At 66.4% G+C, this 23,053-nt stretch carries 22 protein-coding genes; 4 read left to right on the top strand and 18 right to left on the bottom strand.

Features of this window, described 5'->3' with window-relative positions; genetic code table 11:
• Positions 1-4 precede the first annotated feature (4 nt).
• Positions 5-1,009, top strand: a complete 1,005-nt coding sequence (locus ACQY78_RS16775; protein WP_428676890.1) for a phosphotransferase enzyme family protein — start codon at positions 5-7, stop codon at positions 1,007-1,009.
• A gap of 4 nt (positions 1,010-1,013) precedes the next feature.
• On the opposite strand, the gene ACQY78_RS16770 is transcribed toward ACQY78_RS16775, so the two are convergent.
• From ACQY78_RS16770 to ACQY78_RS16735, 8 genes are all read right to left on the bottom strand, one after another.
• On the bottom strand, positions 1,014-1,460 hold the full coding sequence (locus ACQY78_RS16770) for a type II toxin-antitoxin system VapC family toxin (protein ID WP_428686411.1): 447 nt from the start codon (positions 1,458-1,460) through the stop codon (positions 1,014-1,016).
• On the bottom strand, positions 1,457-1,705 hold the full coding sequence (locus ACQY78_RS16765) for a type II toxin-antitoxin system Phd/YefM family antitoxin (protein ID WP_428676888.1): 249 nt from the start codon (positions 1,703-1,705) through the stop codon (positions 1,457-1,459). The genes ACQY78_RS16770 and ACQY78_RS16765 overlap by 4 nt, the downstream gene beginning before the upstream one ends.
• Positions 1,706-1,797: 92 nt before the next feature.
• On the bottom strand, positions 1,798-2,805 hold the full coding sequence (locus ACQY78_RS16760) for an ABC transporter ATP-binding protein (protein ID WP_428676886.1): 1,008 nt from the start codon (positions 2,803-2,805) through the stop codon (positions 1,798-1,800).
• Positions 2,786-3,769 carry an ABC transporter ATP-binding protein gene (locus ACQY78_RS16755; RefSeq protein WP_428676884.1) on the bottom strand — a complete coding sequence of 328 codons (984 nt, stop codon included), beginning with the start codon at positions 3,767-3,769 and terminating at the stop codon, positions 2,786-2,788. The genes ACQY78_RS16760 and ACQY78_RS16755 overlap by 20 nt, the downstream gene beginning before the upstream one ends.
• An 88-nt stretch (positions 3,770-3,857) precedes the next feature.
• Positions 3,858-5,552, bottom strand: coding sequence for an ABC transporter substrate-binding protein (locus tag ACQY78_RS16750; RefSeq protein WP_428676882.1), 1,695 nt, complete (start codon positions 5,550-5,552; stop codon positions 3,858-3,860).
• 28 nt (positions 5,553-5,580) lie between these two features.
• Positions 5,581-6,480 carry an ABC transporter permease gene (locus tag ACQY78_RS16745; RefSeq protein WP_428676881.1) on the bottom strand — a complete coding sequence of 300 codons (900 nt, stop codon included), beginning with the start codon at positions 6,478-6,480 and terminating at the stop codon, positions 5,581-5,583.
• Positions 6,480-7,436, bottom strand: a complete 957-nt coding sequence (locus ACQY78_RS16740) for an ABC transporter permease (RefSeq protein WP_428676879.1) — start codon at positions 7,434-7,436, stop codon at positions 6,480-6,482. The genes ACQY78_RS16745 and ACQY78_RS16740 overlap by 1 nt, the downstream gene beginning before the upstream one ends.
• Before the next feature lie 267 nt (positions 7,437-7,703).
• Positions 7,704-8,873, bottom strand: coding sequence for a hypothetical protein (locus ACQY78_RS16735; protein ID WP_428676878.1), 1,170 nt, complete (start codon positions 8,871-8,873; stop codon positions 7,704-7,706).
• A gap of 59 nt (positions 8,874-8,932) precedes the next feature.
• Between ACQY78_RS16735 and ACQY78_RS16730 the strand changes: the two genes are divergently transcribed.
• Entirely contained in the window at positions 8,933-10,144 is a 1,212-nt protein-coding gene (locus ACQY78_RS16730) for a CaiB/BaiF CoA transferase family protein (protein WP_428676877.1), read from the top strand.
• Positions 10,145-10,158: 14 nt separating this feature from the next.
• Here the strand turns inward: ACQY78_RS16730 and ACQY78_RS16725 are convergent, their stop codons facing one another.
• From ACQY78_RS16725 to argC, 9 genes are all read right to left on the bottom strand, one after another.
• Positions 10,159-10,872: an MgtC/SapB family protein gene (locus ACQY78_RS16725; protein ID WP_428676875.1), complete on the bottom strand. Its 714-nt coding sequence runs from the start codon at positions 10,870-10,872 to the stop codon at positions 10,159-10,161.
• 22 nt (positions 10,873-10,894) lie between these two features.
• Positions 10,895-12,199 carry an AAA-associated domain-containing protein gene (locus ACQY78_RS16720; protein ID WP_428686409.1) on the bottom strand — a complete coding sequence of 435 codons (1,305 nt, stop codon included), beginning with the start codon at positions 12,197-12,199 and terminating at the stop codon, positions 10,895-10,897.
• Positions 12,200-12,218: 19 nt separating this feature from the next.
• Complete coding sequence (locus tag ACQY78_RS16715; protein ID WP_428676873.1) at positions 12,219-13,973, bottom strand: ABC transporter permease; 1,755 nt, start codon at positions 13,971-13,973, stop codon at positions 12,219-12,221.
• Between the two features lie 133 nt (positions 13,974-14,106).
• On the bottom strand, positions 14,107-14,865 hold the full coding sequence (locus tag ACQY78_RS16710; protein ID WP_428676872.1) for an ABC transporter ATP-binding protein: 759 nt from the start codon (positions 14,863-14,865) through the stop codon (positions 14,107-14,109).
• On the bottom strand, positions 14,853-15,662 hold the full coding sequence (locus tag ACQY78_RS16705) for an ABC transporter permease (RefSeq protein ID WP_428676870.1): 810 nt from the start codon (positions 15,660-15,662) through the stop codon (positions 14,853-14,855). The genes ACQY78_RS16710 and ACQY78_RS16705 overlap by 13 nt, the downstream gene beginning before the upstream one ends.
• Positions 15,663-15,682: 20 nt before the next feature.
• Positions 15,683-16,711, bottom strand: coding sequence for an ABC transporter substrate-binding protein (locus ACQY78_RS16700; RefSeq protein ID WP_428676868.1), 1,029 nt, complete (start codon positions 16,709-16,711; stop codon positions 15,683-15,685).
• 341 nt (positions 16,712-17,052) lie between these two features.
• Positions 17,053-18,801, bottom strand: a complete 1,749-nt coding sequence (araD, locus tag ACQY78_RS16695; protein WP_428676866.1) for an L-arabinonate dehydratase — start codon at positions 18,799-18,801, stop codon at positions 17,053-17,055.
• Positions 18,802-18,846: 45 nt separating this feature from the next.
• A complete protein-coding gene (locus tag ACQY78_RS16690) occupies positions 18,847-19,323 on the bottom strand; it encodes a GNAT family N-acetyltransferase (protein ID WP_428676864.1) in 477 nt (158 codons plus the stop codon).
• A gap of 10 nt (positions 19,324-19,333) precedes the next feature.
• Positions 19,334-20,293 carry an N-acetyl-gamma-glutamyl-phosphate reductase gene (gene argC, locus ACQY78_RS16685; RefSeq protein ID WP_428676863.1) on the bottom strand — a complete coding sequence of 320 codons (960 nt, stop codon included), beginning with the start codon at positions 20,291-20,293 and terminating at the stop codon, positions 19,334-19,336.
• Positions 20,294-20,562: 269 nt separating this feature from the next.
• Here argC and ACQY78_RS16680 point away from each other — a divergent pair, with 269 nt between their 5' ends.
• Complete coding sequence (locus tag ACQY78_RS16680; RefSeq protein WP_428676861.1) at positions 20,563-21,057, top strand: L-2-amino-thiazoline-4-carboxylic acid hydrolase; 495 nt, start codon at positions 20,563-20,565, stop codon at positions 21,055-21,057.
• A 48-nt stretch (positions 21,058-21,105) separates the two neighbouring features.
• Here the strand turns inward: ACQY78_RS16680 and ACQY78_RS16675 are convergent, their stop codons facing one another.
• Complete coding sequence (locus ACQY78_RS16675; RefSeq protein WP_428676859.1) at positions 21,106-22,509, bottom strand: alpha/beta fold hydrolase; 1,404 nt, start codon at positions 22,507-22,509, stop codon at positions 21,106-21,108.
• A gap of 61 nt (positions 22,510-22,570) precedes the next feature.
• Here ACQY78_RS16675 and ACQY78_RS16670 point away from each other — a divergent pair, with 61 nt between their 5' ends.
• Positions 22,571-23,032: a methylated-DNA--[protein]-cysteine S-methyltransferase gene (locus tag ACQY78_RS16670; protein WP_428676857.1), complete on the top strand. Its 462-nt coding sequence runs from the start codon at positions 22,571-22,573 to the stop codon at positions 23,030-23,032.
• Positions 23,033-23,053: the final 21 nt, after the last annotated feature.

The raw sequence follows: 23,053 nt of genomic DNA, 5'->3' as shown, positions 1-23,053 counted from the left end.
CTCGATGGACAACGAGACCGTCGATCGGACTTTCACGCCGGCCGCCCACGCCGCGCTGAACGCCTTTCCGATCGAGCCCCGCGACCTGACCCTGGTGTCGCTCTCCGAGAATGTCACGTTCAAGGTCACCGACGGCCGCGATGGCCGGGCTTACGTCTTTCGCCTGCACCGGCCGGGCTATCACACGCTCGAGGAACTGGTGTCCGAGCGGGCCTGGATCCGGTCTCTCGCCGAGTCCGGCATCGACGTCCCCGACGCCGTGATGACGCGCGACGGACAGGACTATGTGCCGGTGACGATCCCCGCCACCGGCGAGCAGCGCTTCGCCGGCCTGGCGAGCTGGACCGAAGGTCGCCTTCTCTCCGACGTGCTGGCCGAGACCGCCGACCAGAAGCGTGTCGAGGAGTCCTTCAAGCAGCTGGGCGCGATCACCGCCGCGATGCACATGCAGGCCAGCGCCTGGCAGCCGCCATCGGGGTTCAAGCGCCACGCGCTCGACAGCGACGGGCTGATGGGGATGGCGCCGCATTGGGGCGAGTTCTGGGAGCATCGCTCGCTCTCGGCCGCCGAGCGCCGCCTGCTGCTCGACGTCCGCCAGCATATGCACGACATGCTGAGCCGCCTGAGCCAGGACTCCTCAGCTTACAGCCTGATCCACGCCGACATGCATCCAGGCAATATCGTGGTCGACGGCGAGCGGCTGACCGTCATCGATTTCGACGACGCAGGCTATGGCTGGCATCAATACGACATCGCCACCGCGCTCACGCATTGGCAGACCAAGCCCAATGCCGCCGAGATCGAAGGCGCCTTCCTGGCCGGCTACCGCGCCACCCGCCCGGTCCCCGACGAAGCGCTGAGCCTGATCCCGCAGTTCCGGCTGATCCGCTGGATGGCGACCATCGGCTGGTTCCACCAGCGCCCCGAACTCAACCGCCCACCAGCGGTGTTCGAGGAAAGGAAGGCCTGGGTCCTCGACCAGTGCGCAGCGTTGCAGCGCTCATGGTGAGACCTCACCGATGCTTGTGACGATCGTCGAGATCTTCCCAAGGATCAATCAGGCTGACGCCCGTTGCAGCAAAGTCTCGCACATTGCGAGAAACCACAACTAGGCCATGGATCAGGCCGGTTGCAGCAATCAGCGCATCCCTCTCGCTCCTTGGATCCGGTACGTGCAGGCGAGCGCACTGTTGGGCGACGGGAAGATCAATCGGCAGGATTCGGTTTTCGAATTCCCTGAGCACCTGGCCATGCAGCCACCGTCGCAGGATTGCTCCCTGTGACGGATCGCGGCGTTCAACCAGGAGCACACCGAGTTCGAGTTCCATCGCGGTGATTACCGAGATGTAGACGGTTGACGATCCAATCGATGCCGCCCACCGCACAACATTGGCGTCGGCCCTGCCTGCTCGAATCTTGCGAAGCTCCGATACGACGTTGGTATCGAGAAGGAACATCAGCCGAGGTCAGGAGGAGTGAACACGATTTTGCTGCGGGGCGGGTCGAAGTCCAAGTCCTCGTCCATGGCCAGAGCGTCGGCGATACTGCGGTCGCTGCCGGCGAGCCGGCGATATTCCTCGATCGATAGCAGCACATGTGCGGGACGGCCTCGGTCGGTGATGAAAACAGGTCCCGCATCGGCGGCCTTCTTGGCTCGGCCAGTGTCCTGATTGAATTCCCTACTGGTGAGAGTCGTGATGCTCATAAAAGGCTCCACGAAGCCGAATGTATACACGTTTATACATTTAGTGAGGGAAAGCTGCAATACAAGGCTACGGTCGGTTTGTCTGCGGTCGGCTAGGTGTGCAGGTGACAGGCGACAGCTCTTCCGTCGTCCATTTCTTTCAACGGCGGATCGATCGCCTTGCAGACGTCCATCGCCTTGGGGCAGCGCGTGTGGAAGCGGCAGCCGGACGGCGGGCGCATGGCGCTGGGGATTTCGCCGGCGATGATGTCGGCGCCGCGCGCGGCTTCCAGCTCGGGATCGGCGATCGGCACGGCGGCCAGCAGCGCCTGCGTATAGGGATGCAGCGGATCCTTGTAGAGCTGGACGCGTGTGGCGATCTCCGCGACGCGGCCGAGATACATGACGGCGATGCGGTCGCTGATGTGGCGCACCACGCTGAGATCGTGGGCGATGAAGATGTAGGTGAGGCCGAGGCGCTCCTGCAGCTCCATGAACAGGTTCACGACCTGCGCCTGGATCGACACGTCGAGTGCCGACACGGGCTCATCGCAGATCAATAGTGTGGGCTCCAGCGCGAGCGCTCGCGCAATGCCGATGCGCTGGCGCTGCCCGCCGGAGAATTCATGCGGATAGCGCTCGGCCATGTCGGGCAGCAGGCCGACCATCCGCAGGAGGTCGGCGACTCGGGCACGGTACTTGTCCTGATCGGACGCCATCCCATGAACGACCAAAGGTTCGCCCACGATATCGGCCACCTTCATGCGCGGGTTCAGCGAGCCGTAGGGATCCTGGTAGACCATCTGCATACGCCGCCGGATCGGCCGCATGCGCTTGCGGTCATAGCGCGTGATATCCTCGCCTTCGAACTCGATCCTGCCCTCGGTCACGTCGAGCATGCGCAGGATGGCGAGGCCGGTCGTCGACTTGCCGCAGCCCGATTCGCCGACCAATCCCAGCGTCTCGCCGCGCGCCACGCTGAAGCTCACGCCGTCGACGGCCTTCACCGTGCCGACCTGCTTGCGCAGGATGGCGCCCGCCGTGATCGGAAAATGGATCTTCAGGCCCTCGACCTTGAGAACCGTGTCCGGGCGAACGGCGTCAGGCGGCGAGGCGGTCATGGAAGAAACACGCTGAATGATGGTTGGGAGCGCTCTCGACCAGCGGCGGCCGCTCGGCGCGGCAGCGATCGGTCGCTTCCTTGCAGCGCGGCGCGAAGGCGCAGCCCGGCGGCAGGGTGGCAAGATCGGGCGGCTGGCCGTCGATCGGGACCAGCGGCCGGTCGGTGTCGCCGTCCAGGCGGGGCACCGACGCCATGAGCCCGCGCGTATAGGGATGGCGCGGCGTCTTGTAGAGCTGGCGTGCCGGCGCGCTTTCGATGATGCGGCCGCCATACATCACCACGACGCGATCTGCGTAACGCGCGACGACGCCGAGATCGTGGGTGATCAGGATCATCGCCGAGTTGGCCTCGCGCGTGAGTTCCTTGAGCAGCGCCAGGATCTGCGCCTGCACCGTGACGTCGAGCGCGGTCGTCGGCTCGTCGGCGATGATGAGCTGCGGCTGACAGGCCAGCGCCATGGCGATCATGACCCGCTGGCGCATGCCGCCGGAATACTGGTGCGGATAGGACGAGAGCCGGCTGCGCCCATCGGGAATGCGCACCTTGCCCAGAAGCTCCGCGGCCTTGTCGAGCGCCTTGGCCCACACCGTCTTGCGGTGCAGGTTGATCGGCTCGCCGACCTGCATGCCGACGGTCAGCGCCGGATTGAGCGAGCTCATCGGCTCCTGGAAGATCATGGCGATGCGGTCGCCGCGAATCGCGCGGATGCCGGCATCATCGAGCTTCAGCAGGTCCTTGCCCTCGAAGAGGATCTCGCCCTCTTCGATCTTGCCGGGCGGGTCGGGAATCAGGCGCAGGATCGACAGCGCGGTCACGCTCTTGCCCGAGCCCGACTCCCCCACGATCGCCAGCGTCTCGCCGGCGGCCACGTCGAACGACACGCCATCGACCGCCCGCACCGTGCCTCGTTCGGTGCGGAAGCGCGTCGACAGGTTACGGACGCTAAGGAGTGGAGCGGTCATGGGCCGGGGGTGCGCCACTCCAGTGGCGCGTCATATGTTGGAGCGAAAAAGATCGCGCCACTGGAGTGGCGCGCCCCCAGCGCAGACATCAGCGGCCCATCGACTTCTTGAGGTCCTGGTCGACCCACATGCGGGCGTAGATCGGGCCGGGGCGGACCGCACCGGCGCGCAGCTCGCCGTTGTAGCCCTTCACCCACGGCCACCACGCCGTATAGATGTAAGGTGTCGGCAGCCAGATGTACGGGGCCTTGTCGAGGATCTCGCGGGTCATCTCCTTGATCATCGCCTGGCGCTTGGGCTCGTCCCGTTCGAGGTACATGTCGGCCACCTTCTTGTCGAAGGCCGGGTCGGAATACTGCGACGGATTCCACACCTCCTTGGTGACGAAGCTCTTGCGGATCGTCGTCGTCGGATTGGTGTGGCCGTTGTTCATGAAGTAACCGGCGGCGTTGGTCTTGGTCGTCATCGCCGAGAGGAAGGCCGCATATTCCATCGGCTGGATCTCGAGCTTGACCCCGACCGCCTCGAGATAGGCGGAGACCAGCGGCAGCAGGTCCATGTGGTCCGGGTTGCAGGAGCAGACCTGGACCTTAAAGCTGAAGCCCTTGGGATAGCCCGCCTCGGCCAGCAGCTTCTTGGCCTTATCGGGATTGAAGGCGTACAGCTCCCTCACCGATTCCGGCATCGCCTCCAGCGGCTCGTAGTAGCCGAGATAGTCGGGGTGCTGCGGGTAGGCGAACAATTCGGCGTTGCCGCCATAATAGGCCTTCACGATCTCCTGCTTGTTCACCGCCATGTTCAGCGCGCGGCGCACGCGGATGTCGTCGAACGGCTTGGTGTCCACCCTCATCGCCAGGAACTGCCCGCTCATGCCGAGCCAGCGCGACCATTTGAGCTGCGGCGTCGTCTTCTTGAGATCGTCGGCCGCGCTCCAGCGGATGTTCTCCAGCAGGTCGAGCTTGGCCGTGCGCAGCGCCGTCAGGTAGGTCGCCTCGTCCTTGATCGTGCGGAAGACGACCTTGTCGAGGAACGGCAGCTTGTATTCCTCGCCACCGATCTTCGTCTTGTCCCAATAGATGGCGTTCTTCGTATAGGTGTTGGAGCTGCCCTGGACGAAATCGCTCAGCACGAACGGGCCGGTGCCGTTCACGTTCTTCCAGTTGGTGGCGCCGGCATCGGCCACTTCCTTGGGCGTGATGGTCGAGTAGTAGCCCCAGCCGAAGCGATAATCCCATTCGGCGTTGAAGTATTTGAAGGTGAAGACGACGGTGTACTTGCCGGTCGCCTCGACCTTCTCGACGTGATCGAAATAGCCCGCAATCTTCTTGGGGCTGGTGGCCAGGCGGTTGAAGGCGAAGACGACATCCTCGGCCGTGAGCTCGCGCTCCTTCATCACGCCCGGCTTCTCCGGAAACATCACGCCCTTGCGCAGGTCGATGGTGAGGCGAAGCGGATCGTCGCTCCACACCCACTTCTCGGCGAGCTCGCCGCGGATGGCGTCCGACGGCAGCCAGGCATCGGCGTAGAAGGGATACTTGCCGCCATTCTGCTTGCTCTGGGAGAGATCGGCGGCGAAGAGCTGTTCGTAGAACTGGCCGGTGTCGTGGTTCAGCTTCCAGTTCCAGTCGGCCGGATCGAAGGACAGAGCCGACAGCGTCACATAGACCGTGCCGACCTCCAGGGTGCCGCCGTACTTCGGCTTATCCTGCGCCAACGCCGGCGAGGCCAGGAGTGCGAGAGCCGTTGCGCCGCCCAGCAGCGCCTTTCCCAGTTTCTTGATCATCGCTTCCTCCCGTTTTCTTTTCTTCGTTTCAGCGCGAGCCCCGCATGCGCGGATCGAGCAGATCGCGCAGGGCGTCGCCGAACATGTTGGTGGCATAGACGACGACCGTGAGGCAGAGGCCCGGCGCGAGCGCGAGCCACGGCCCCTGCAGCATGAAGGTGCGCCCGCTGCCCGACAGCAGGCCGCCCCAGGTCGGCGCCGGCGGCGGCACGCCGAGGCCGAGGAAGGACAGGCCCGATTCGGCCAGGATCACCGTGCCGACGCGGGTGGTGAACAGCACGATCACCGGCGCCATGACGTTGGGCAGGATGTGGCGCCACAGGATGCGGAAGGTCGAGGCACCGGTCGATTGCGCGGCATGGACGTACATGTTCTCGCGCACCGAGACGACGGCGCCGCGGATGATGCGCGACCCGGCAATGCCCAGGAGCAGTCCCAGGGTCACGATGATCTGCGGCATGCCGGGGCCGACGACGGAGACGACCACGATCAGGATGATGAGGTCGGGGAAACTCATCCAGGCATCGACGAAGCGCTGCAGCACGAGGTCGAACTTGCCGCCGAGATAGCCCGAGACGATGCCGAGGAATACGGAGATGACCGTCGCGATGCCGGCGGCACAGAAGCCGATGATGACCGAGAGCTGGGCACCGTAGAGGCAGCGCGAAAGCATGTCGCGGCCGAGATTGTCGGTGCCGAACGGGAAGGCCCAGGACGGCGGCTTCAAGCGGTTCAGCGGCGCGATCTGGTTCATGCCGTAGGGCGCAAGCACGTCGGCAAAAATACCGCAGAGCAGGAACAGCACGAACACGACCGCGCCAGCGGCACCGAGCGGCTTCTCGCGAAACAGCCGGCCGATGAAGTGCAATACCGGGCTGCGCTTGCGGCGCGGCGCGGCAGCCACCGTGGTTTCCGCGACGGACGCCATCAGCGGTACCTCACCTTGGGGTCGAGCAGGCCGTAGCTCAGGTCGACGAGCAGATTGATGCACATGACGGCCACGCCGACGATCAGGAAGACGCCGGTGATGACCGGATAGTCGCGCTGGCTGACGGCATCGAGCAGCAGCAGACCCATGCCGGGAATGACGAAGATCTGCTCCATGATGACGGCGCCGCCGATCAGCAGCGGCGCCTGCAGGCCGATCAGGGTCACCACGGGAATCAGCGCGTTGCGCAGCGCGTGGCGCGCCACCACCAGTTTCTCACCGAGACCCTTGGCCCAGGCGGTACGGATGAAGTCCTGGCGCAGCACTTCGAGCATCATGGTCCGCGTCAGCCGCATGGTGATGGCCGACAGTGCGCACCCCAGGATGATCGACGGAATGATCATCTGGCTGAGGTTGCCGATCGGATCCTTGGAGAACGACACGAACTGGATGGGGGGAGACCAGCCCCACCAGATCGACGGAAAGACCATCACCATGGTGCCCAGCCAGAAGCTCGGCACCGCCAGCATCAGGATGGAGAAGGAGCGCGCGACGTAGTCGCCGGGCGTGTCCTGGCGGACCGCCGAATAGACGCCGATCGGAATCGCCACCGAAAGGCCCACGATCAGCGCCATCAGGCCGAGTTCGAAGGTCACGGGCAGGCGCTGCAGGAGCTGCTCGCTGACCGGCGTGTTTTGCCAGAGCGAGCGGCCGAAATCGCCGTGAAACAGGATGGCGCCGACCCAGCGGCCGTACTGCAGCCACATCGGCTGATCGAGGCCGAGCGCCTTTTCGAGTTGCTCGCGGCCCATCTTCGATGCCGCGATGTCGTTCTGGCTCAGCATGAGGTCGATGACGTCACCGGGGATCATCCGGACCGTCACGAAGACGATGAGGCTGGCGAAGAACAGCGTCGGGATGAGCGCCAGGACGCGGCGCACGATGTAGGCCTGCATCAACGGTTCCCGTCGGGAATACCGAAGGAACCGGCAGAAACCGCCAGTCTGGGCCGATCCTGTAAGGGCCTAGTCCGCACGCACCGGTCAAGCGCGCACAGGGGTGCTATATGGCTCACCCTGTCCATCCTCCCGCAAAGACGCTTCCTCAGTCGCCCGTTCATGCGGGCGATCATGTTGGCGACAGGCTGCCGGGATTGCAGGCGAACTGTCAATTAAAACGGATGATCACGGCAACGCATGATCGCCCTCTCGGCGAATCGCCGTTCAGGGTCCGTCGAGCAGCTTCTTCAGGCGGGCGGCGATCAGGTCCGTGGTGACGGCCGAGGGATGGCCATCGTGCGGGATGGCCAGCTTCTTGACGTCCGTACCGAAGGTGGAAGCGGCCTCGCCCAGCATCGGCGCGCCGAGCTTGCGCAACCGCACGAGCGTCTCGACCAGCTGCGGCTGCGCCACCTTCGAATCGCCGTAGTGTTCCCGGGTCTGCTCGTCGGGCCAGGAATAGAGGATGACGAGGGGCGCGCCGAACTTCTCGCGCGCGTCGGCCTGCAGCTTCGCCATCATCGCGAGGAACAGCTCGATCTGCTCTTCCTGACGCTGGCGCTGGCCGATCGCCTCGATGAAGGCGAACTGCTGGCCGAGCAGGTAGTGCAGGCCGGCGAGGGGATCGCGCCAGCGATGCTCGTTGAAGGTGCCGGTAAAGCGCAGCTTGCCGTTCTCCAGCACGTAGCGCGGCGAGGAGCCGAGCCAGGACCCGTCGCCCGTCACGCGCTGCAGATGCGCCGGGATGATCCAGGTCACCACCGCCTTCACCTTGCGGTCGGTGTAGCGGTCGAGGAGACCCGCCTCGAAGGCGCGGACGAGATGGTTGGGTCCGTAGCCGGGCACGCCGAGATTGACGCTGCGGGCGGCGGGCGCATTCTGTTTCGCGAATTGCGACGGCATCGTCTCGTCGTCGCGCAGCCCCTGCCCGAAGATGAACGAATCGCCGATGAACAGGTAGGTGTCGGTCGCGTCCGGCGCCGGCGGCGTCACGCGCGCCGCGGCGGCATCGAAATGATAGGTCTGGCGATAGACGAGTTCGGAGCCCCAGGTGGCGGTGGCGATCACTTCACTGTCGGGTTTCGGACGGAAGCCCAGGATCGGGTCGGGCGGCGGCCACCATTGGGGAATCGTGCGGGTCACGACCCCCATGTTCATGGCCTTTGGCGAGAGCAGGCCGGCGAACAGGTCGAGCGCCACCAGACTGAGCGCCAGCGCGGTCGCCAGAAGCGCGCCGCTGCGCCAGCGATTGCCGCGCAACGTGACGACGCCCACGATGCCGAGCAGGGCCGCAGCAACGCAGGCCCAGAGGGCCGACTGCAGGACGAGCCCGACCCCGAGGATCACGAGCAAGAAGGCGCCTACCAGCCAGAAATTGCGAAACCTGCCGGCCATTGACCTGAAAGCCTTCTCCCCGGATAGGCTGGGTGTAGGCGTTCGAAAGGAAAAACTCAATGAGCGGACCATTGCCGTTGCAGGGCCTGCGGGTCCTCGACCTGGCCAGCTTCATCGCCGCCCCCGTCGCCACGACGGTGATGGGCGACTATGGCGCCGAGGTCATCAAGATCGAACCGCCCGGCGAGGGCGACCCGCAGCGCAAGCTCGGCCAGGCCCATTCGATTCCGCAGCATCCGGTCAACTTCTGCTGGCACATGACCAACCGCAACAAGCGCTCGGTCGTCCTCGACCTCAAGAACCCGCTGGGGCGCGAGGCGTTCGACCGGCTGGTCGCCACGGCCGACGTGATGGTGGTGAACTTCCCGCTCAAGGTCCGCGAACGGCTGCGCATGCGTTACGCCGACGTGAAGCCCGCCAACCCGCGCCTGATCTACGCCTCCCTGACCGGCTACGGCGAGCAGGGTCCGGACGCCGACCAGCCGGGCTTCGACTCGACCGCCTTCTTCGCCCGCTCCGGCCTGCTCGATGCCCTGACCTACGAGGGCGGGCCGCCGGCTTTCTCTCTGCCCGCGCAGGGCGACCAGATGGCCGGCATGAACCTGTTCGCAGCCATTTCGATGGCGCTGCTCCACCGCGAGCGCACCGGTGAAGGCAGCGAGGTCGGCACGTCGCTGCATGCGAGCGGCCTGTGGTCGAACGCGATCCTGGCGCAGGGCGCCCTGCTCGGTGCCTATGTCTCGCCGCGTCCGCCGCGCACCAAGCCGCGCAGCGCGCTGGCCAACCAGTACCGCACCTCCGACGGGCGCTGGATCCAGCTCACGATCGTGCGCGAGGACAAGCTCTGGCCCGAACTCTGCCAGGCGCTGGAACGCACCGACCTGATGGACGATCCGCGCTTCGAGACCACCGAGAAACGGCGCGCCCACGCCACCGACCTGGCGGCGATCCTCGATCCCGTCTTCGCCGGCCGTCCCTGGCCCGAGTGGAAGGAGCGGTTGCGCCGCCACGAGATCACCTTCGGCCTGCTGGGGGTCCTGCGCGACGTGCCCGACGACGAACAGGCCGTCGCCAACGGCGCGGTCGTGACGACCCGGCAGGACGACATGCCGCGCGCGATCTCCGCGCCGATCCGGATGTCATTTGCCCCCGAACCCGCGGCGCCCGGCGCCGGCCCGGACCACGGCGCCCACACCGACGAGGTGCTGCGCGAACTGGGCTACGGCGACGCACAGCTCGACAAGCTACGGGCGGCGGGCGCTTTCGGCTAGGGCAGGCAGCAGGGTCAGGACTCCGGGATCGTGCGGTCGATCTGCCAGGTGACGCCGGTGACGGTGGGATCGAGGCTGAGGCGGCCGACGATCTGCTCGAGCGCCGCATCGTTGCGCTTTGCAGCGACGGCCTGTGCCGTCACCGTAACCTTCGACGTGTCGGCAATGTCCTCACTGTCGAGGCGGCGCAGGCCGAGCCCCGCCTGCGCCAGAGCGGTGAGCAACAACGATCGCATCTGCGCCTCCTCGGCGCCGCGGCAGACCACTTCGACGGTGTAATGCGTTTCGGCGTTGCTGCTGGTCACGAGGCGGCTGTTCACGCGCCGGATGAGCGGCCGCAGGACGAGGTTGGTGGCGATCACCATACCGGCCGCCAGAAGCGCGGGACCGCCATGTCCCGCCCCCGCCATCGTGCCGACCATCGCCGAGCACCACAGCGTCGCCGCCGTGTTGAGCCCGTGCACGTTGACGCCCTCGCGCAGGATGACGCCCGCACCGAGGAAGCCGATGCCGGTCACGACCTGCGCGGCCACGCGCGTCGGATCGCCGGCGCCGACCAGCCCCGAGAAGGTGACGAAGCCCGCCGCGCCCAGCGCCACCAGCGCGTTGGTGCGCAGGCCCGCCATCTTCTGGTTCCATTGGCGCTCGAACCCGATGGCCGAGCCCAGCAACAGCGCCACGCCGAGACGCAGGGCGGTCTCGCCAAGCTCCAGCAAGTCGAAATGCATCGCTCGTCCTCCGGCGCCGCCGTCAGCCCGGATTGTCCAGGCTGAACACGTCGCTCACCTCATCGTAGGCGAAAATCTCGCCGAAGCGGCCCCACGAGGTGACGGTGCGCAATGTCTGCGCGGCAAAAGACTCGGACATGTGGTCCTCGAGTTCGCCGCGGAAGCGGCTGCCCGGTGCGCGATGCGTGCCGCGCTCGTCGAGGACGCGGCGGATATGCCCCGCCAGCGGCACGTAATTCAGGAGATGCTGGGCGAACAGCTTCTTGCGGGCATCGGGCCCGAAGCCGACGAACTGCCGTCCCGGCTCGGTGAGCTTGATGTCGCCCTCCGCCAGTTCGGCGAAGCGCAGCAGTTGAAGCACCTCGGCGACCGGGAACAGGTCGTCTACCTCCATATGCAGGTCGCCGGCCAGTTCGGGCAGGCCCGCATGACCTCGATGAGGCTCGGCCGCCACCGATTCGAGAAGACCCGCGATCATGTTCGGCGAGACCCTCGGGAGCAGCATGGCGATGCCGGTACCAAAGAAGTGCCCTTGATTCGCCTTGCCTTCGGGACGCGCCGTCATCGTGGCATAGAGACTCTCCACGAGCGCCCGGAAGGCGGGGTCGAGGCGGTTGCGTGGGTGCGGCAGGTCGATCTTGATCTCCGCCGCGACGTGGCCGGGATTGGACCCGAAGACCAGCACGCGGTCCGACAGCAGCACCGCCTCCTCGATATTGTGCGTGACGATGGCGATCGCCGAAATCGGCAGGCGACCCTCGATCCACAGGTCCAGGAGGTCGGTGCGCAGTGTCTCGGCGGTCAGCACATCGAGGGCCGAGAAGGCCTCGTCCATCAACAGCACGGTGGGCTGAACCACGACGGCGCGCGCAATGCCGACCCTCTGACGCATGCCGCCCGACAGCTCCTTCGGATAGGCGCTCTCGTATCCGTCGAGCCCGATCAGGTCGATGGCGGCGAGCGCGCGGCGGTGGCGCTCGGCCGGGCCGACGCCCTGCGCTTCGAGGCCGATCTCCACGTTCTGCAGTACCGTGAGCCAGGGGAAGAGCGCGAAGGACTGGAACACCATCGCGACTTCCGGCGACGGCCCGACCACGCTCTTGCCCGCGATGGTCACCTCGCCCCCGGTCGCCGGCATCAGGCCGGCGAGGATGCGCAGCAGAGTCGTCTTCCCGCAGCCGGAGCGGCCAAGGAACGAGACGATCTCATTCTTGCCCAGCGTCAGGCAGACATCGTCGAGGACCAGCAGGTCCTCGCCGCTCCCCTTGGGATAGACCTTGCGGATGTGGTCGACATTGACCAGCGTGCGGTCGGCCACGGAGATCATCGTGTCCATTCGGTCTCTCCTACTCGAGCCTGAAGCGGTTCTCGGCGAGGCGATAAAGCGGTCGCCACAGGATGCGGTTGCACGTGGTCACCATCAACGCCATGACCACGATGCCCAGCACGACACGCGGAAAGTCGCCGGCAGTCGTCGCGTCCGCGATGTAGGCGCCCAATCCCTCGGCCCGCAGATGGGTGTCGCCCCAGCTCACCACCTCGGCCACGATGCTGGCGTTCCAGGAGCCGCCCGCCGCGGTCAGCGCGCCGGTCACGTAGTAGGGCAGGATCGCCGGAACACCGACCTTGCGCCACCATGACCAGGAGCTGATGCGAAAGAGCGCCGCGGCGTCGCGCAGGTCAGTCGGGATCGCGCTCGCGCCGGCGATGACGTTGAACAGGATGTACCACTGGGTGCCCAGGATCATCAGCGGGCTCAGCCACATGTTGGGATCGAGCCGCAGGCTCACGATCGCCACCACGGCCACGGGGAACACGACGTTGGCCGGGAAGGCCGCCAGGAACTGGGCGACCGGCTGCAGGCTCGTCGCGAGACGCGGGCGCAACCCGATCCACACGCCGATCGGGACCCAGATGAGGCTGGCCAGCGCGATCAGGACCAGCACCCGGATCAGTGTCAGAAACCCGTCGAACAGGGCGATCCGCAGATCGGCGAAGCCCAGGGTCGTGCGGGTGTACAGTACGATGTGCCAAAGCGCGTAGGCCGCCAGAAGGACCAGGAACGCGATCCAGATCCTTTCGCCTGTGCGCGAGGGCAAGCCGAACTTCGGTCTGGCCGGCGGCCGGGTGAGCGGCGTGGGCAACAGCGCGATGCGGTCCGCCACTCCGGCAATCGAGCGCACGAGATGAGGCCGCACCCGGCTGCGACGCCAGAAATCGTAGAGCCACGAATGCGGCCGGGAATCGGCAGCCGTCTGCTCGAAACGGAACTTGTCGGCCCAGGCGACGATCGGGCGGAAGACGAGCTGGTCATAGGCCAGGATGACCGCGGCCATCGTGGCGATGGCGAGCAGCACCGCGTTGAGGTCGCGGGCCTGGATAGCCAGCGCCAGCCAGGACCCGATGCCCGGCAGCATCACCGTGGTGTCGCCGACCGTGATCGCCTCGGAGGCGACGACGAAGAACCAGCCGCCCGACATCGACATCATCGTGTTCCAGATCAGGCCGGGGGCGGCGAAAGGCACGTCGAGCCGCCAGAAGCGCAGCCACGGCGAGAAGCGATAATGCCGCGCCACCTCGTCGAGGTCGCGCGGCACCGTGCGCAGCGACTGGTAGAAGCTGAAAGCCATGTTCCAGGCCTGGGCGGTGAAGATGGCGAAGATCGCCGCGCACTCCGCGCCCAGCACGCTGCCGGGGAAAAGCTGCAGGAAGAACGTCACGGTGAAGGTGAGGAAGCCCAGCACCGGCACCGACTGCAGGATGTCGAGCGCCGGGAGGATGACCAGCTCGGCCTTGCGGCTGCGCGCCGCCAGGGTCGCCACCACGAACGTGAAGACCAGCGAGGCGATGATGGCCGCGAACATGCGCAGCGTGGTGCGCAGCGCATATTCCGGGAGGCGGGCAACATCGAGCGTGACGGGTTCGGTCGAGAGCCGGAGGGCCGGCGCGTTCATCTCCCGGAAGCCGTGCGCGACCAGCACGAAGACGCCGACCACGAGCACGAAGATGACCGCGTCGTAGAGATTGGGCCGGAAGCCGGTACCGCCTACGCCAAGCGGCGTGGTGGCCGGGCGGCCCTGGTCAGGTCTGGATACGAGCATGTGCGCTTTTCCCGATACTACGCAGCGGCACGGCGCATCGCCCTACCCCCATCGGGGGCCGGTTGTAAGTCGGCAGGCTTTCGGTTTCGTGAACGCGCATCACGCGCGTCGTTAGGCCGCTTTGGGTTCGGGATCAGCCTGTCTTGCCAAGATGGCGCCTGATTTCCGCCACCAGACCGGCTTCGGCCGGATCGTCGCGCCGGCGCGGCCGCGGCGAGTCGATCACCCGGTCGACCACCGCCCGTCCCGGCGACCCCGCCAGCACGATCACGCGGTCCGCCAGATAGGTCGCTTCCTCGATATCGTGCGTGACGAACAGGATGGTCTTGCCGGTCTGCTGCCAGATGCGTGTCAGCTCGTCCTGCAGCCCTTCGCGCGAGATCGCATCGAGGGCCGAGAACGGCTCGTCCATCAGCAGGACCTCGGGCTCGACGGCGAGCGCGCGGGCCAGCGACACGCGCTGGCGCTGGCCGCCCGAGAGCTGGTAGGGCCAGCGGCCGGCGAGCTCGGCGAGGCCGACGATGCGCAGCGCCCCGACCGCCCGGGCGCGGCGCTCGGCCTTCGACAGGCCCGCCCCTTCGAGGCCGAAGGCAACGTTGTCGACCACCCGCCGCCATGGCAGGAGGCGCGAGTCCTGGAAGACCAGCGCCACCGGCTGGCGCGCCGTCGAGCGGGTTGCCAGCGACACGCGACCGGCGCTGGCCTTCGCCAACCCGATCAGCACGCGCAGCAGGGTCGACTTGCCGACGCCCGAGGCGCCGACGATGGCCACGAACCCGCCACGCGGGATCGCCAGGTCGAGTTCCCGCAGCACCTCGGTGCGACGACCGTCACGCTCGAAGGTGAGCCCGAGGCCCCTTATGTCGATGACGCTGTCGATCACGCTTTCCATCGCAGCAGCCAGTTCTGGGTGACGAGGAACGCAGAATCGAGGATGCCGTAGAGCGCGGCCATGGTGAGCATGTAGACGACCACGATGTCGGTCGCGAGCAGCGACGAGGCCTCGATCATGCGGTTGCCGAGGCCCGGCACACCGAAGATCTCGGCGGCGACCACCGCCATCCAGGCCTGGCCCAGTGCAGTCCTCAGGCCGACGAGGATGCCCGGCATCGCGGCCGGCAGGTAGATCTTGAAGAGTTTCTCGAGAGGGCTGCGGAAGCCGAACGCCTCCGCCACTTCGAGAAGGTCGCGATCGACGCCGCGCACCGCGCCGTGCGCCGCGAAGAACACGATCCAGAACACCGAGACGGCGATGATGAAGACCGCGGCCTTCGGCGTGACGCCGAGCCAGATGATGGCGAAGGGTGCCCAGGCGAGGCCGGGGATCGGACGCAGCAGCCGCACGACCCACGAAGTCAGGTCCTCGGCGACGCGCGACATGCCGGTGAGGACGCCGACCGCCACGCCGAGGACCGCACCGACCACCAGTCCGATTCCATAGTGGCTGAGGCTGCCCGTGACCGCCTTCAGCCACATGCCGGAGTCGAGCTCGCTGCGGAAAGCTTCGGGGATCGCCAGCGGGCCCGGCAGCATCATCGGGTTGACCAGCCCGAAGGTCGGTACGGCCTGCCAGATCAGCAGGAAGGCGAGCAGGCCCGCGGCGCCCAGCCCGATCGAGCCGAGCGCGCTGAGGCGAGCGCGGCTCGGCGCGGACGAGGCCGGCAAGTCGGCGGTCTGGGTCATGGCCATCGGCCTATCCTGGCCCGAGCTCAGCCTGGCCGCCGCGCTTTCTCGTAGAAGCGCACGTCGAACAGGTCGTCGAGGGGTGCGGCTTCCTTGAGCGAGCCCAGTTTCACCTGATAGGCCTCCATCGCCTTCGACGGCGCGATGACCTCGCGCGGATCGATCACGAACTTGGTCGCCGGGGACTTCAGCGCCGTCCTGATGATCTCGAGATTAACGATGCCCTTGGCGAGGTTCGCGGCAACGGCAGGAGCGGCCTTGTCCGGATCGCGTGTCAGCAGATCGCCGGCGCGCACCAGCGCATCGACCAGCGACTGCACCGCCGCCGGATGCTTGGCGATGAATGCGCCCGAGACGCCCACGACAGTGCCGGGCTGGCCGGGGAACAATTTGTCGCCGACTTCGACCAGCTTGATGCCGGGATTGGCCTTCTGGATGATCGAGAGGGCGGGCTCCCGCACGGTCGCGCCCTCGACGGCGTCGGCCAGCACGGCCTGCTGCGTGGCATCGATGCCCATGGCCACGATCTCGACGTCGTCGCGACTGGCCTTGATGACTTCCCAAAGCCAGTATTGCAGCGTCGTGTTGGGCACCGAGCCGGCCGGCTGCGTGGCAAGGCGCGCGGGCTTGCCGGAGGCTGCACGATAACGCTTGAAGGCCTCCGCGGGCGCGACGCCACGGGCAAAATGCGTGGCGAGCCGCGGCACGGCCACGAACACGTTCTCGCCACTGGCTGTCGCCGCCACCACCTTCACGTCGACGCCGCGCGACCGCGCGACGCCCAGCGGCGCGATGCCCGCGACGTAGACGTCGAGCGTGCCGGAGGCCAGCGCCTGGATGGCATGCGGGCCCGACTGGAAGGTCGTCAGGGTCAGATCGAGACCGGCCTGCCTGGCCCATCCTTCATGGTCGACCACGAAGATCGGCGCCGCGCCGATCACCGGGATATTGCCGACACGAACGGGGACACGCGCGCCCTGTGCAAGCGCAGGGGAGGCCAGCAGCGACACGCCGCCCGCCAGGAAGGCGCGACGCTGAAACGACGACAAGGTCATGAAAACTCTCTGCAAACGGGCACGCGGCTGCGTGCAGCGCGACTGAGATAGAAAACTCGTTCGCGCCAGACAATCGGTCAGGCGCAAATCGATGAGAAGTGGTCGCGCTACGTGACCGGCGTAAAAGGATTTTCTCCCCACGGCCGAATCGAGGCGCGTCGTTCTACACCAATGGATCCTCGTCGTCTCGACCGGAGCCTCGCAAAGAGAGGCGTGGTGGAGAGACCTGCTCTCCACCATTTGCCGATCTTTGGGGGAGACAAGGTCTCTCCCCTCCGCGCCTTCGGTGCTCCGGTTCGGGCGGGGTAACCCCCGCCCTGAGACGACGCCTTTTTGATGCCTCAGTAAATCGACGGCTCCGCGACCGGCTTGCCGAACTCGGTTTCGAGGAAATCGAAGTCGCAACCTTCGTTGGCCTGTTTGATGTGCTTGGTGAACATCCAGCCATAACCTCGCTCGTAGCGGGGTTCGGGCTTCGTCCACGCTGCCCTGCGCCTTGCCAGTTCCTCGTCGGAGACGTCCATGTCGATCGTGCGCTTGTCGACGTCGAGCGAGATCATGTCGCCGGTCTTCACCAGAGCGAGCGGTCCGCCGATATAGGATTCAGGCGAGACGTGCAGGATACAGGCGCCGTAGCTGGTGCCGCTCATGCGGCTGTCGGAGAGCCGCACCATGTCGCGCACGCCCTGCTTCACCAGCTTGGTCGGGATCGGCAGCATGCCCCATTCCGGCATGCCCGGCCCGCCCTGAGGCCCGGCGTTGCGCAGGATCAGCACCGTGTCTTCCGTGACGTCGAGATCCTCGCGGTCGATCGCCGCCTTCATCGACGGGTAGTCGTCGAACACCAGGGCCGGGCCGGTGTGCTTCAGGAACTTGGGCGCACAGGCGCTCGGCTTGATGACACAGCCGTCGGGCGCGAGGTTGCCCTTGAGCACCGCGAGTGCGCCCTCCTTGTAGATCGGGTTGGCGACGGAGCGGATCACGTCGTCGTTGTAGATCTCCGCGCCCTTCACGTTCTCGCCCAGCGTCTTTCCCGTCACGGTGAGGGCATCGAGATGCAGATGATCGCGGATCTGCTCGATCAGGCCCGGCAGGCCGCCGGCATAGAAGAAATCCTCCATCAGGTATTTGTCGCCGCTCGGCCGGATGTTGGCGATCACCGGCACGGTGCGGCTGGCGCGCTCGAAATCGTCGAGGCCGATCTTCTGGCCGGCGCGGCGCGCCAGCGCGATCAGGTGGATGATGGCGTTGGTCGAGCAGCCGACCGCCATGGCCACGGTGATGGCGTTGAGGAACGCCTCGTGCGTCAGGATCTTGTTCGGCGTCAGGTCTTCCCAGACCATGTCGACGATGCGCCGGCCGCATTCGGAGGACATGCGGATGTGGTTGGCGTCTGCAGCCGGGATCGACGAGGCGCCGGGCAGCGACATGCCGAGCGTCTCGGCCATCGCCATCATCGTCGCGGCCGTGCCCATCGTCATGCAGGTGCCGTAGCTGCGCGCGATGCCAGCCTCGACGTCGACCCAGTCGCTCTCGGAAATCTTGCCGGCACGGCGCTCGTCCCAATACTTCCAGGCGTCGGAGCCCGAGCCCAAAGTCTTGCCCTTCCAGTTGCCGCGCAGCATCGGCCCGGCCGGCAGGTAGATCGTCGGGAGGCCCATGCTGATCGCACCCAGCAAAAGCGCCGGCGTGGTCTTGTCGCAGCCGCCCATCAGCACGACGCCATCGACCGGATGGCCGCGCAGCAGCTCTTCCGCGTCCATGGCGAGCAGGTTGCGGTAGAGCATGGTCGTCGGCTTCAGCAGGCTTTCCGACAGCGACAGCGCCGGCAACTCGATCGGGAAGCCGCCGGCCTGGAGCACGCCGCGCTTCACGTCGTCGACGCGCGTCTTGAAATGCATGTGGCAGGGCTGGGCGTCCGACCAGGTGTTGAGGATGGCGATCACCGGCTTGCCGGCCCATTCCTCCGGTGCGTAGCCCATCTGCATCGCGCGCGAGCGATGGCCGAAGGCGCGCAGATCGTCGGGCGCGAACCAGCGTGCGCTGCGCAGCTGATCGGGAGTTTTGTTCTTTGGCTTGCTGTCCGGCATGGCTTTTCCTCCGCGCCGGACGCGACCACATTCAAGGGATCACGGTCAAGCCGCGACGCCGCACGGCAGGAGGGGTTTGCTCATATAGACCGTGACACCGAGCGCCGAGGTCTCCTCGCGGTCGATCCGATAGCCGAAGGCGAGATAGAGCCGCACGTTCGCCTCGAACATCTTGTTCGTATAGAGCCGTACCTCGGCGTAGCCGAGGCCGAGCGCCAGCCGCTCGGCGTGCGCGAGCAGGTACCTGCCCAGGCCGTGCCCCTGGAAGGCGGGCGCGACGGCGACATTCTCGATCACCAGGTGATCGCCCTTGTCGATCGTTTCGATGAGGGCGGCGAGGCCGCCATCGAGAAACGCCAGGTCGACGCGGTGCTGGCGCACTGCCTCGTCATAGTCGGCGCGCATCGGCAGCGGTTCGCGGCCGATCACGGGGACCCACTTGGCGTAGGCTTCGCGCGTGAGCACGCGCACGGCGGCGGCATCGTCCGCCACCGCGCGCCGCAGCGCCGGTGTCTCGTCCATGAGACGCGCCTCAGCCGACGGTGAGGCCCGTCGTCTCGGCGACGCCGGTCTTGAGGTTGATGCACTGCACCGCCGCGCCCGACGCGCCCTTGCCGAGATTGTCGAGCGAGGCCACGGCCAGCACGTTGCCCTCGGCATCGTTGCCGTAGACCGCCAGCTCCATCGTGTTGGTGTCGATCAGCCGGTCGGCCCGCAGGAAGCGGTCGCGCTCCAGCCACGCCCGGTCGGCGAGCGGCCGCACCGGCACGAAGGTCTCGCCGGCATAATAGTCGCTCAGCACCTGGTGGACGTCCTTGGCCGTCACCTGCTTCGTGGTGATGTCGCGCGTGATCGGCACGGTGATCAGCATGCCCTGGGCATAGTGGCCGACCGACGGCACGAACAGCGGCGCATGCGTGAGGCCGGAATACTTCTTCATCTCCGGCACGTGCTTGTGCGTGAGCTCCAGCCCGTAGAGGCCGAACGGCTCGACGCCCGGCTGCTCATGGACGGCGATCAGCTCCTTGCCGCCCCCGGTGTAGCCCGACACGCCGAACACGGCGGGCGTGGAATCGGCGCGCACGATGCCGGCGTCGACCAACGGCCGCAGCAGCGCGATGGCGCCGGTCGGATAGCAGCCCGGATTGCTGATGCGGTTCGAGGCGAGCAGCTTCTTGCGCTGGTCCTTGGCCAGTTCCGGGAAACCGTAGGTCCAGCCGTCGGCCACGCGATACGCCGTCGAGGCGTCGATCACGACCGTGTCGCTGTCGCCGATCGCCGCCACGAGCTCCTTGGCGGCGGCATCGGGCAGGCACAGCACGGTGATGTCGGAAGCCTTGGCGATCTCGGCGCGCTTGCCCAGATCTTTGCGGTCGGCCACTGGCAATTCCAGCAACTCGATGTCCGGCCGGTCCTTGAGCCGGTCGAGGATCTGCAGGCCGGTGGTGCCGTGCTGGCCGTCGATGAAAATCTTGGTCTTGTTGCTGGTCATGGACTTCTCTCTCGATGCAGGGCCTTGAGGGAAACGGCCGACTGGAGAAGGAAGGATGGAAGCCGCTTCGTCTCTCCAGCGGCTTCACGATACGGCGCGTTTGTTACTGTTGCGCGCGCGCGTTCTCTTACCGCTTTTGCGAGCGGCGACGTCGCGACCGGAGGAGGGCGAGCGAAATCATGCTGGGGCCGATATTTCATCGGGGCTCCCCCATGTCAAGATGCCGCCGACACGCTAGGTTCGATTATTCCCTGTTCTGGAGACAAGCCATGAGCCAGTCACCCGCCGCCTCGCCCCATCCCGAAGGCCTCTCGATGCTGGAGAGGCGGACCATCGAGGCCGAGCTCCTCAAAGAGGTCTACGAGACCCTGAAGGCGAGCCACGGCGAGGAGGTCGCGAAGAAGACGATCGAGGAGTCGGTGCGACGCTCGGCCATCGAGCAGGCCAGGGCCTTCGCCGCCTCGGTACCCGGCGGCACCTCGCTCAAGTCGTTTCAGGACATCCAGCATCTCTGGACCAAGGGCGGGTCACTGGAGATCGAGGTGCGCGAGCAGACCGACAAGACCTTCGTGTTCGATGTCGTGCGCTGCCGCTATGCCGAAACCTACAAGAAGATGGGGCTCGGGGAGATCGGCGGCCTGCTGTCCTGCAACCGCGACGGCGCCTTCTGCGAGGGCTACGACCCCAAGCTCAAGCTCGAACGCACCCAGACGATCATGCAGGGCGCCAGCCACTGCAATTTCAAGTACACGTACGAGAGCTGAACAGCATCTTCCTCCTCTCCCCGCTAGGGGGAGAGGAATAGACAGGATTCAGTTCAGGAACTCCGCCACCACGATGTGGCCGTCCTTGGCCGGCCAGGTGCGGGTCGGGATGGTTTCGTTGTTGAACACGGCGGTCACGGTGCGCGGCGGCGCGGCCTCGAAGGCCAGTCGGCCCACGGACACGCCGGGCACACCATCGTTGATGCCGGGCGGCACCTTGCCGTCGAGCGAGAACTTGTCGCGACCGACGCCGAAATAGCCGCGCGGGCGGCTCATGAGGGTGATCGCCCCGGCGCCCTCGTCGGCCTTGCCGAAGGGCTGCGGCCGCAGATGGACCACGTCACTGGAGCGCAGGAACGGCGAGCGGTAGGTGTGCGTCGTCGGCAGGCCTGCGATACGCAGCACGAACTCGTAATGGGAATCGGAGCGACCGACGAAGGGTCCCCAGACGCCGTCCTCGCCGGTGGTCTTGCGCAGCAGCGCCACCGCGCTCTTGCGCTCGCCTGTCTTTGCGTCGACCTCGAAGATCTCGACCTCCGCGCCGGCGACGGGGATGTTGGTGTAGGTGCCTTCACTGATGCCGGTCACCTTGCCGTTCAGGATCGGCAGCGGCTCCTGGGCGATGAACATGCTGCCCGGCGGCTTGCCGGTGATGTGTTCGAACATCGCGGCAAAAGCCAGCTTGTGAAACGCCACCTCGCGGTGGTCGAGTCCGTCCAGGATCACGTTGCGCGCGCCGCGCAGTTCGGAGGCATCGTAGCCGACGCCGGTCGGCTTGCCGGGCGCGCCGACGAAGCGACCATCCGGCTGCGAGTACTTGTCGTTGCTGTCCGATCGGATCGCCATCATCTCGACGCCCGGGATCAGATCGTCGGGACCGTCGTTGAGACCCTTGAGGAACGGAAAGGCGCCGTTGAATTCGCTGCCAGGCAGCAGGGACTCGGAGATTACGATCCCCTTGTTGGGCGTTCCGCAGAGCACGGCGTGGCTTATCAGGTCCGCCCCGCCGCCGTTCTTCAGCAGGGCGCGGATGGCATTGCCGCCGCGCGAGGACCCGACGAGAGCGACCTTGCGGCGGCGCGTGGCCTTCAGGACCTGCAGCACGAAGCCCGACAGTTCCTTCATCTGGTCCTCGGCCGAGGACCGCAACGGCTGCGCCTTCGAATCGTCGCTGCGCGCGTTGGGATAGATGAAGTCGATGGCGAAGAGCTGGTTGCGCTTGTAGCCGTTGGCTTCGAAACGCCACAGATTGTTGATCCAGAGCGCGCTGGAATCGCCATTGCCGTGCACGAACACGACCGGCGGCGGCCCGACCTCGGGCTGCGGACGGCGCGGCACCGGCTGGCCGAACGCCTTACCGGAAAGGGCAAGCGCAGGCGCCAGCACGGCAGCGCCGCCGAGCAGTGCGCGGCGGGTCGGGCCTTTCTTCGAGGACCTCAGCCCCTTGCTCATCACTCCCCCTGACATCTTCCCCATGTTGGCAAATGGCGGACGCCGGCGCTACGCTTGCCATATGTCCATTTGTTACGTCGACAGCCCGGTCGGCCGATTGGCCATCGAGGCGGATCACGACGCCGTGACCTCGGTGCGGTGGTCCAATGGCGAAAGCGCGCGCGACAGCTCGACGACGCCTGTGCTCGAAGAGGCGGTGCGCCAGTTGGAACGATATTTCGCCGGAAAGCTCAAGCGCTTCGACCTGCCGCTGGCCGCGCGCGGCACCGACTTCCAGAAGAGCGTCTGGAACATGATGTGCGAAATACCCTTCGGCGGGACCGCGACCTATGGGGGCATGGCGATAGCGCTGAGTTCCGGCCCGCGCGCCGTCGGCATGGCCTGCGGCCGCAATCCCATCCCCATCATCGTGCCCTGCCATCGGGTCCTGGGCAGCGGCGGCAAGGAGGGCGGCTTCTCGGGCGGCCAGGGCCTGCCGACCAAGCGCCAGCTGCTCGCGCTGGAAGGCGTCGTACTTCTTTAATTTCTCCGACGTTGCGTCGGC

Source organism: Reyranella sp., from assembly GCF_965279625.1.
Lineage (GTDB): Bacteria > Pseudomonadota > Alphaproteobacteria > Reyranellales > Reyranellaceae > Reyranella.
This window is presented reverse-complemented; position numbering and strand designations above follow the sequence as displayed.

Bases quoted from the DNA above. Each gene is read 5' to 3' on its own strand.
- ACQY78_RS16755 (WP_428676884.1), bottom strand. From the start codon at position 3,769: ATGACCGCTCCACTCCTTAGCGTCCGTAACCTGTCGACGCGCTTCCGC.
- ACQY78_RS16725 (WP_428676875.1), bottom strand. From the start codon at position 10,872: ATGCATTTCGACTTGCTGGAGCTTGGCGAGACCGCCCTGCGTCTCGGC.
- araD (WP_428676866.1), bottom strand. From the start codon at position 18,801: ATGCCGGACAGCAAGCCAAAGAACAAAACTCCCGATCAGCTGCGCAGC.
- ACQY78_RS16720 (WP_428686409.1), bottom strand. From the start codon at position 12,199: ATGATCTCCGTGGCCGACCGCACGCTGGTCAATGTCGACCACATCCGC.
- ACQY78_RS16745 (WP_428676881.1), bottom strand. From the start codon at position 6,480: ATGGCGTCCGTCGCGGAAACCACGGTGGCTGCCGCGCCGCGCCGCAAG.
- ACQY78_RS16730 (WP_428676877.1), top strand. From the start codon at position 8,933: ATGAGCGGACCATTGCCGTTGCAGGGCCTGCGGGTCCTCGACCTGGCC.
- ACQY78_RS16675 (WP_428676859.1), bottom strand. From the start codon at position 22,509: ATGAGCAAGGGGCTGAGGTCCTCGAAGAAAGGCCCGACCCGCCGCGCA.
- ACQY78_RS16680 (WP_428676861.1), top strand. From the start codon at position 20,563: ATGAGCCAGTCACCCGCCGCCTCGCCCCATCCCGAAGGCCTCTCGATG.
- ACQY78_RS16710 (WP_428676872.1), bottom strand. From the start codon at position 14,865: ATGGAAAGCGTGATCGACAGCGTCATCGACATAAGGGGCCTCGGGCTC.
- ACQY78_RS16715 (WP_428676873.1), bottom strand. From the start codon at position 13,973: ATGCTCGTATCCAGACCTGACCAGGGCCGCCCGGCCACCACGCCGCTT.
- ACQY78_RS16775 (WP_428676890.1), top strand. From the start codon at position 5: ATGGACAACGAGACCGTCGATCGGACTTTCACGCCGGCCGCCCACGCC.
- ACQY78_RS16700 (WP_428676868.1), bottom strand. From the start codon at position 16,711: ATGACCTTGTCGTCGTTTCAGCGTCGCGCCTTCCTGGCGGGCGGCGTG.
- argC (WP_428676863.1), bottom strand. From the start codon at position 20,293: ATGACCAGCAACAAGACCAAGATTTTCATCGACGGCCAGCACGGCACC.
- ACQY78_RS16735 (WP_428676878.1), bottom strand. From the start codon at position 8,873: ATGGCCGGCAGGTTTCGCAATTTCTGGCTGGTAGGCGCCTTCTTGCTC.
- ACQY78_RS16765 (WP_428676888.1), bottom strand. From the start codon at position 1,705: ATGAGCATCACGACTCTCACCAGTAGGGAATTCAATCAGGACACTGGC.
- ACQY78_RS16750 (WP_428676882.1), bottom strand. From the start codon at position 5,552: ATGATCAAGAAACTGGGAAAGGCGCTGCTGGGCGGCGCAACGGCTCTC.
- ACQY78_RS16740 (WP_428676879.1), bottom strand. From the start codon at position 7,436: ATGCAGGCCTACATCGTGCGCCGCGTCCTGGCGCTCATCCCGACGCTG.
- ACQY78_RS16690 (WP_428676864.1), bottom strand. From the start codon at position 19,323: ATGGACGAGACACCGGCGCTGCGGCGCGCGGTGGCGGACGATGCCGCC.
- ACQY78_RS16670 (WP_428676857.1), top strand. From the start codon at position 22,571: ATGTCCATTTGTTACGTCGACAGCCCGGTCGGCCGATTGGCCATCGAG.
- ACQY78_RS16760 (WP_428676886.1), bottom strand. From the start codon at position 2,805: ATGACCGCCTCGCCGCCTGACGCCGTTCGCCCGGACACGGTTCTCAAG.
- ACQY78_RS16705 (WP_428676870.1), bottom strand. From the start codon at position 15,662: ATGGCCATGACCCAGACCGCCGACTTGCCGGCCTCGTCCGCGCCGAGC.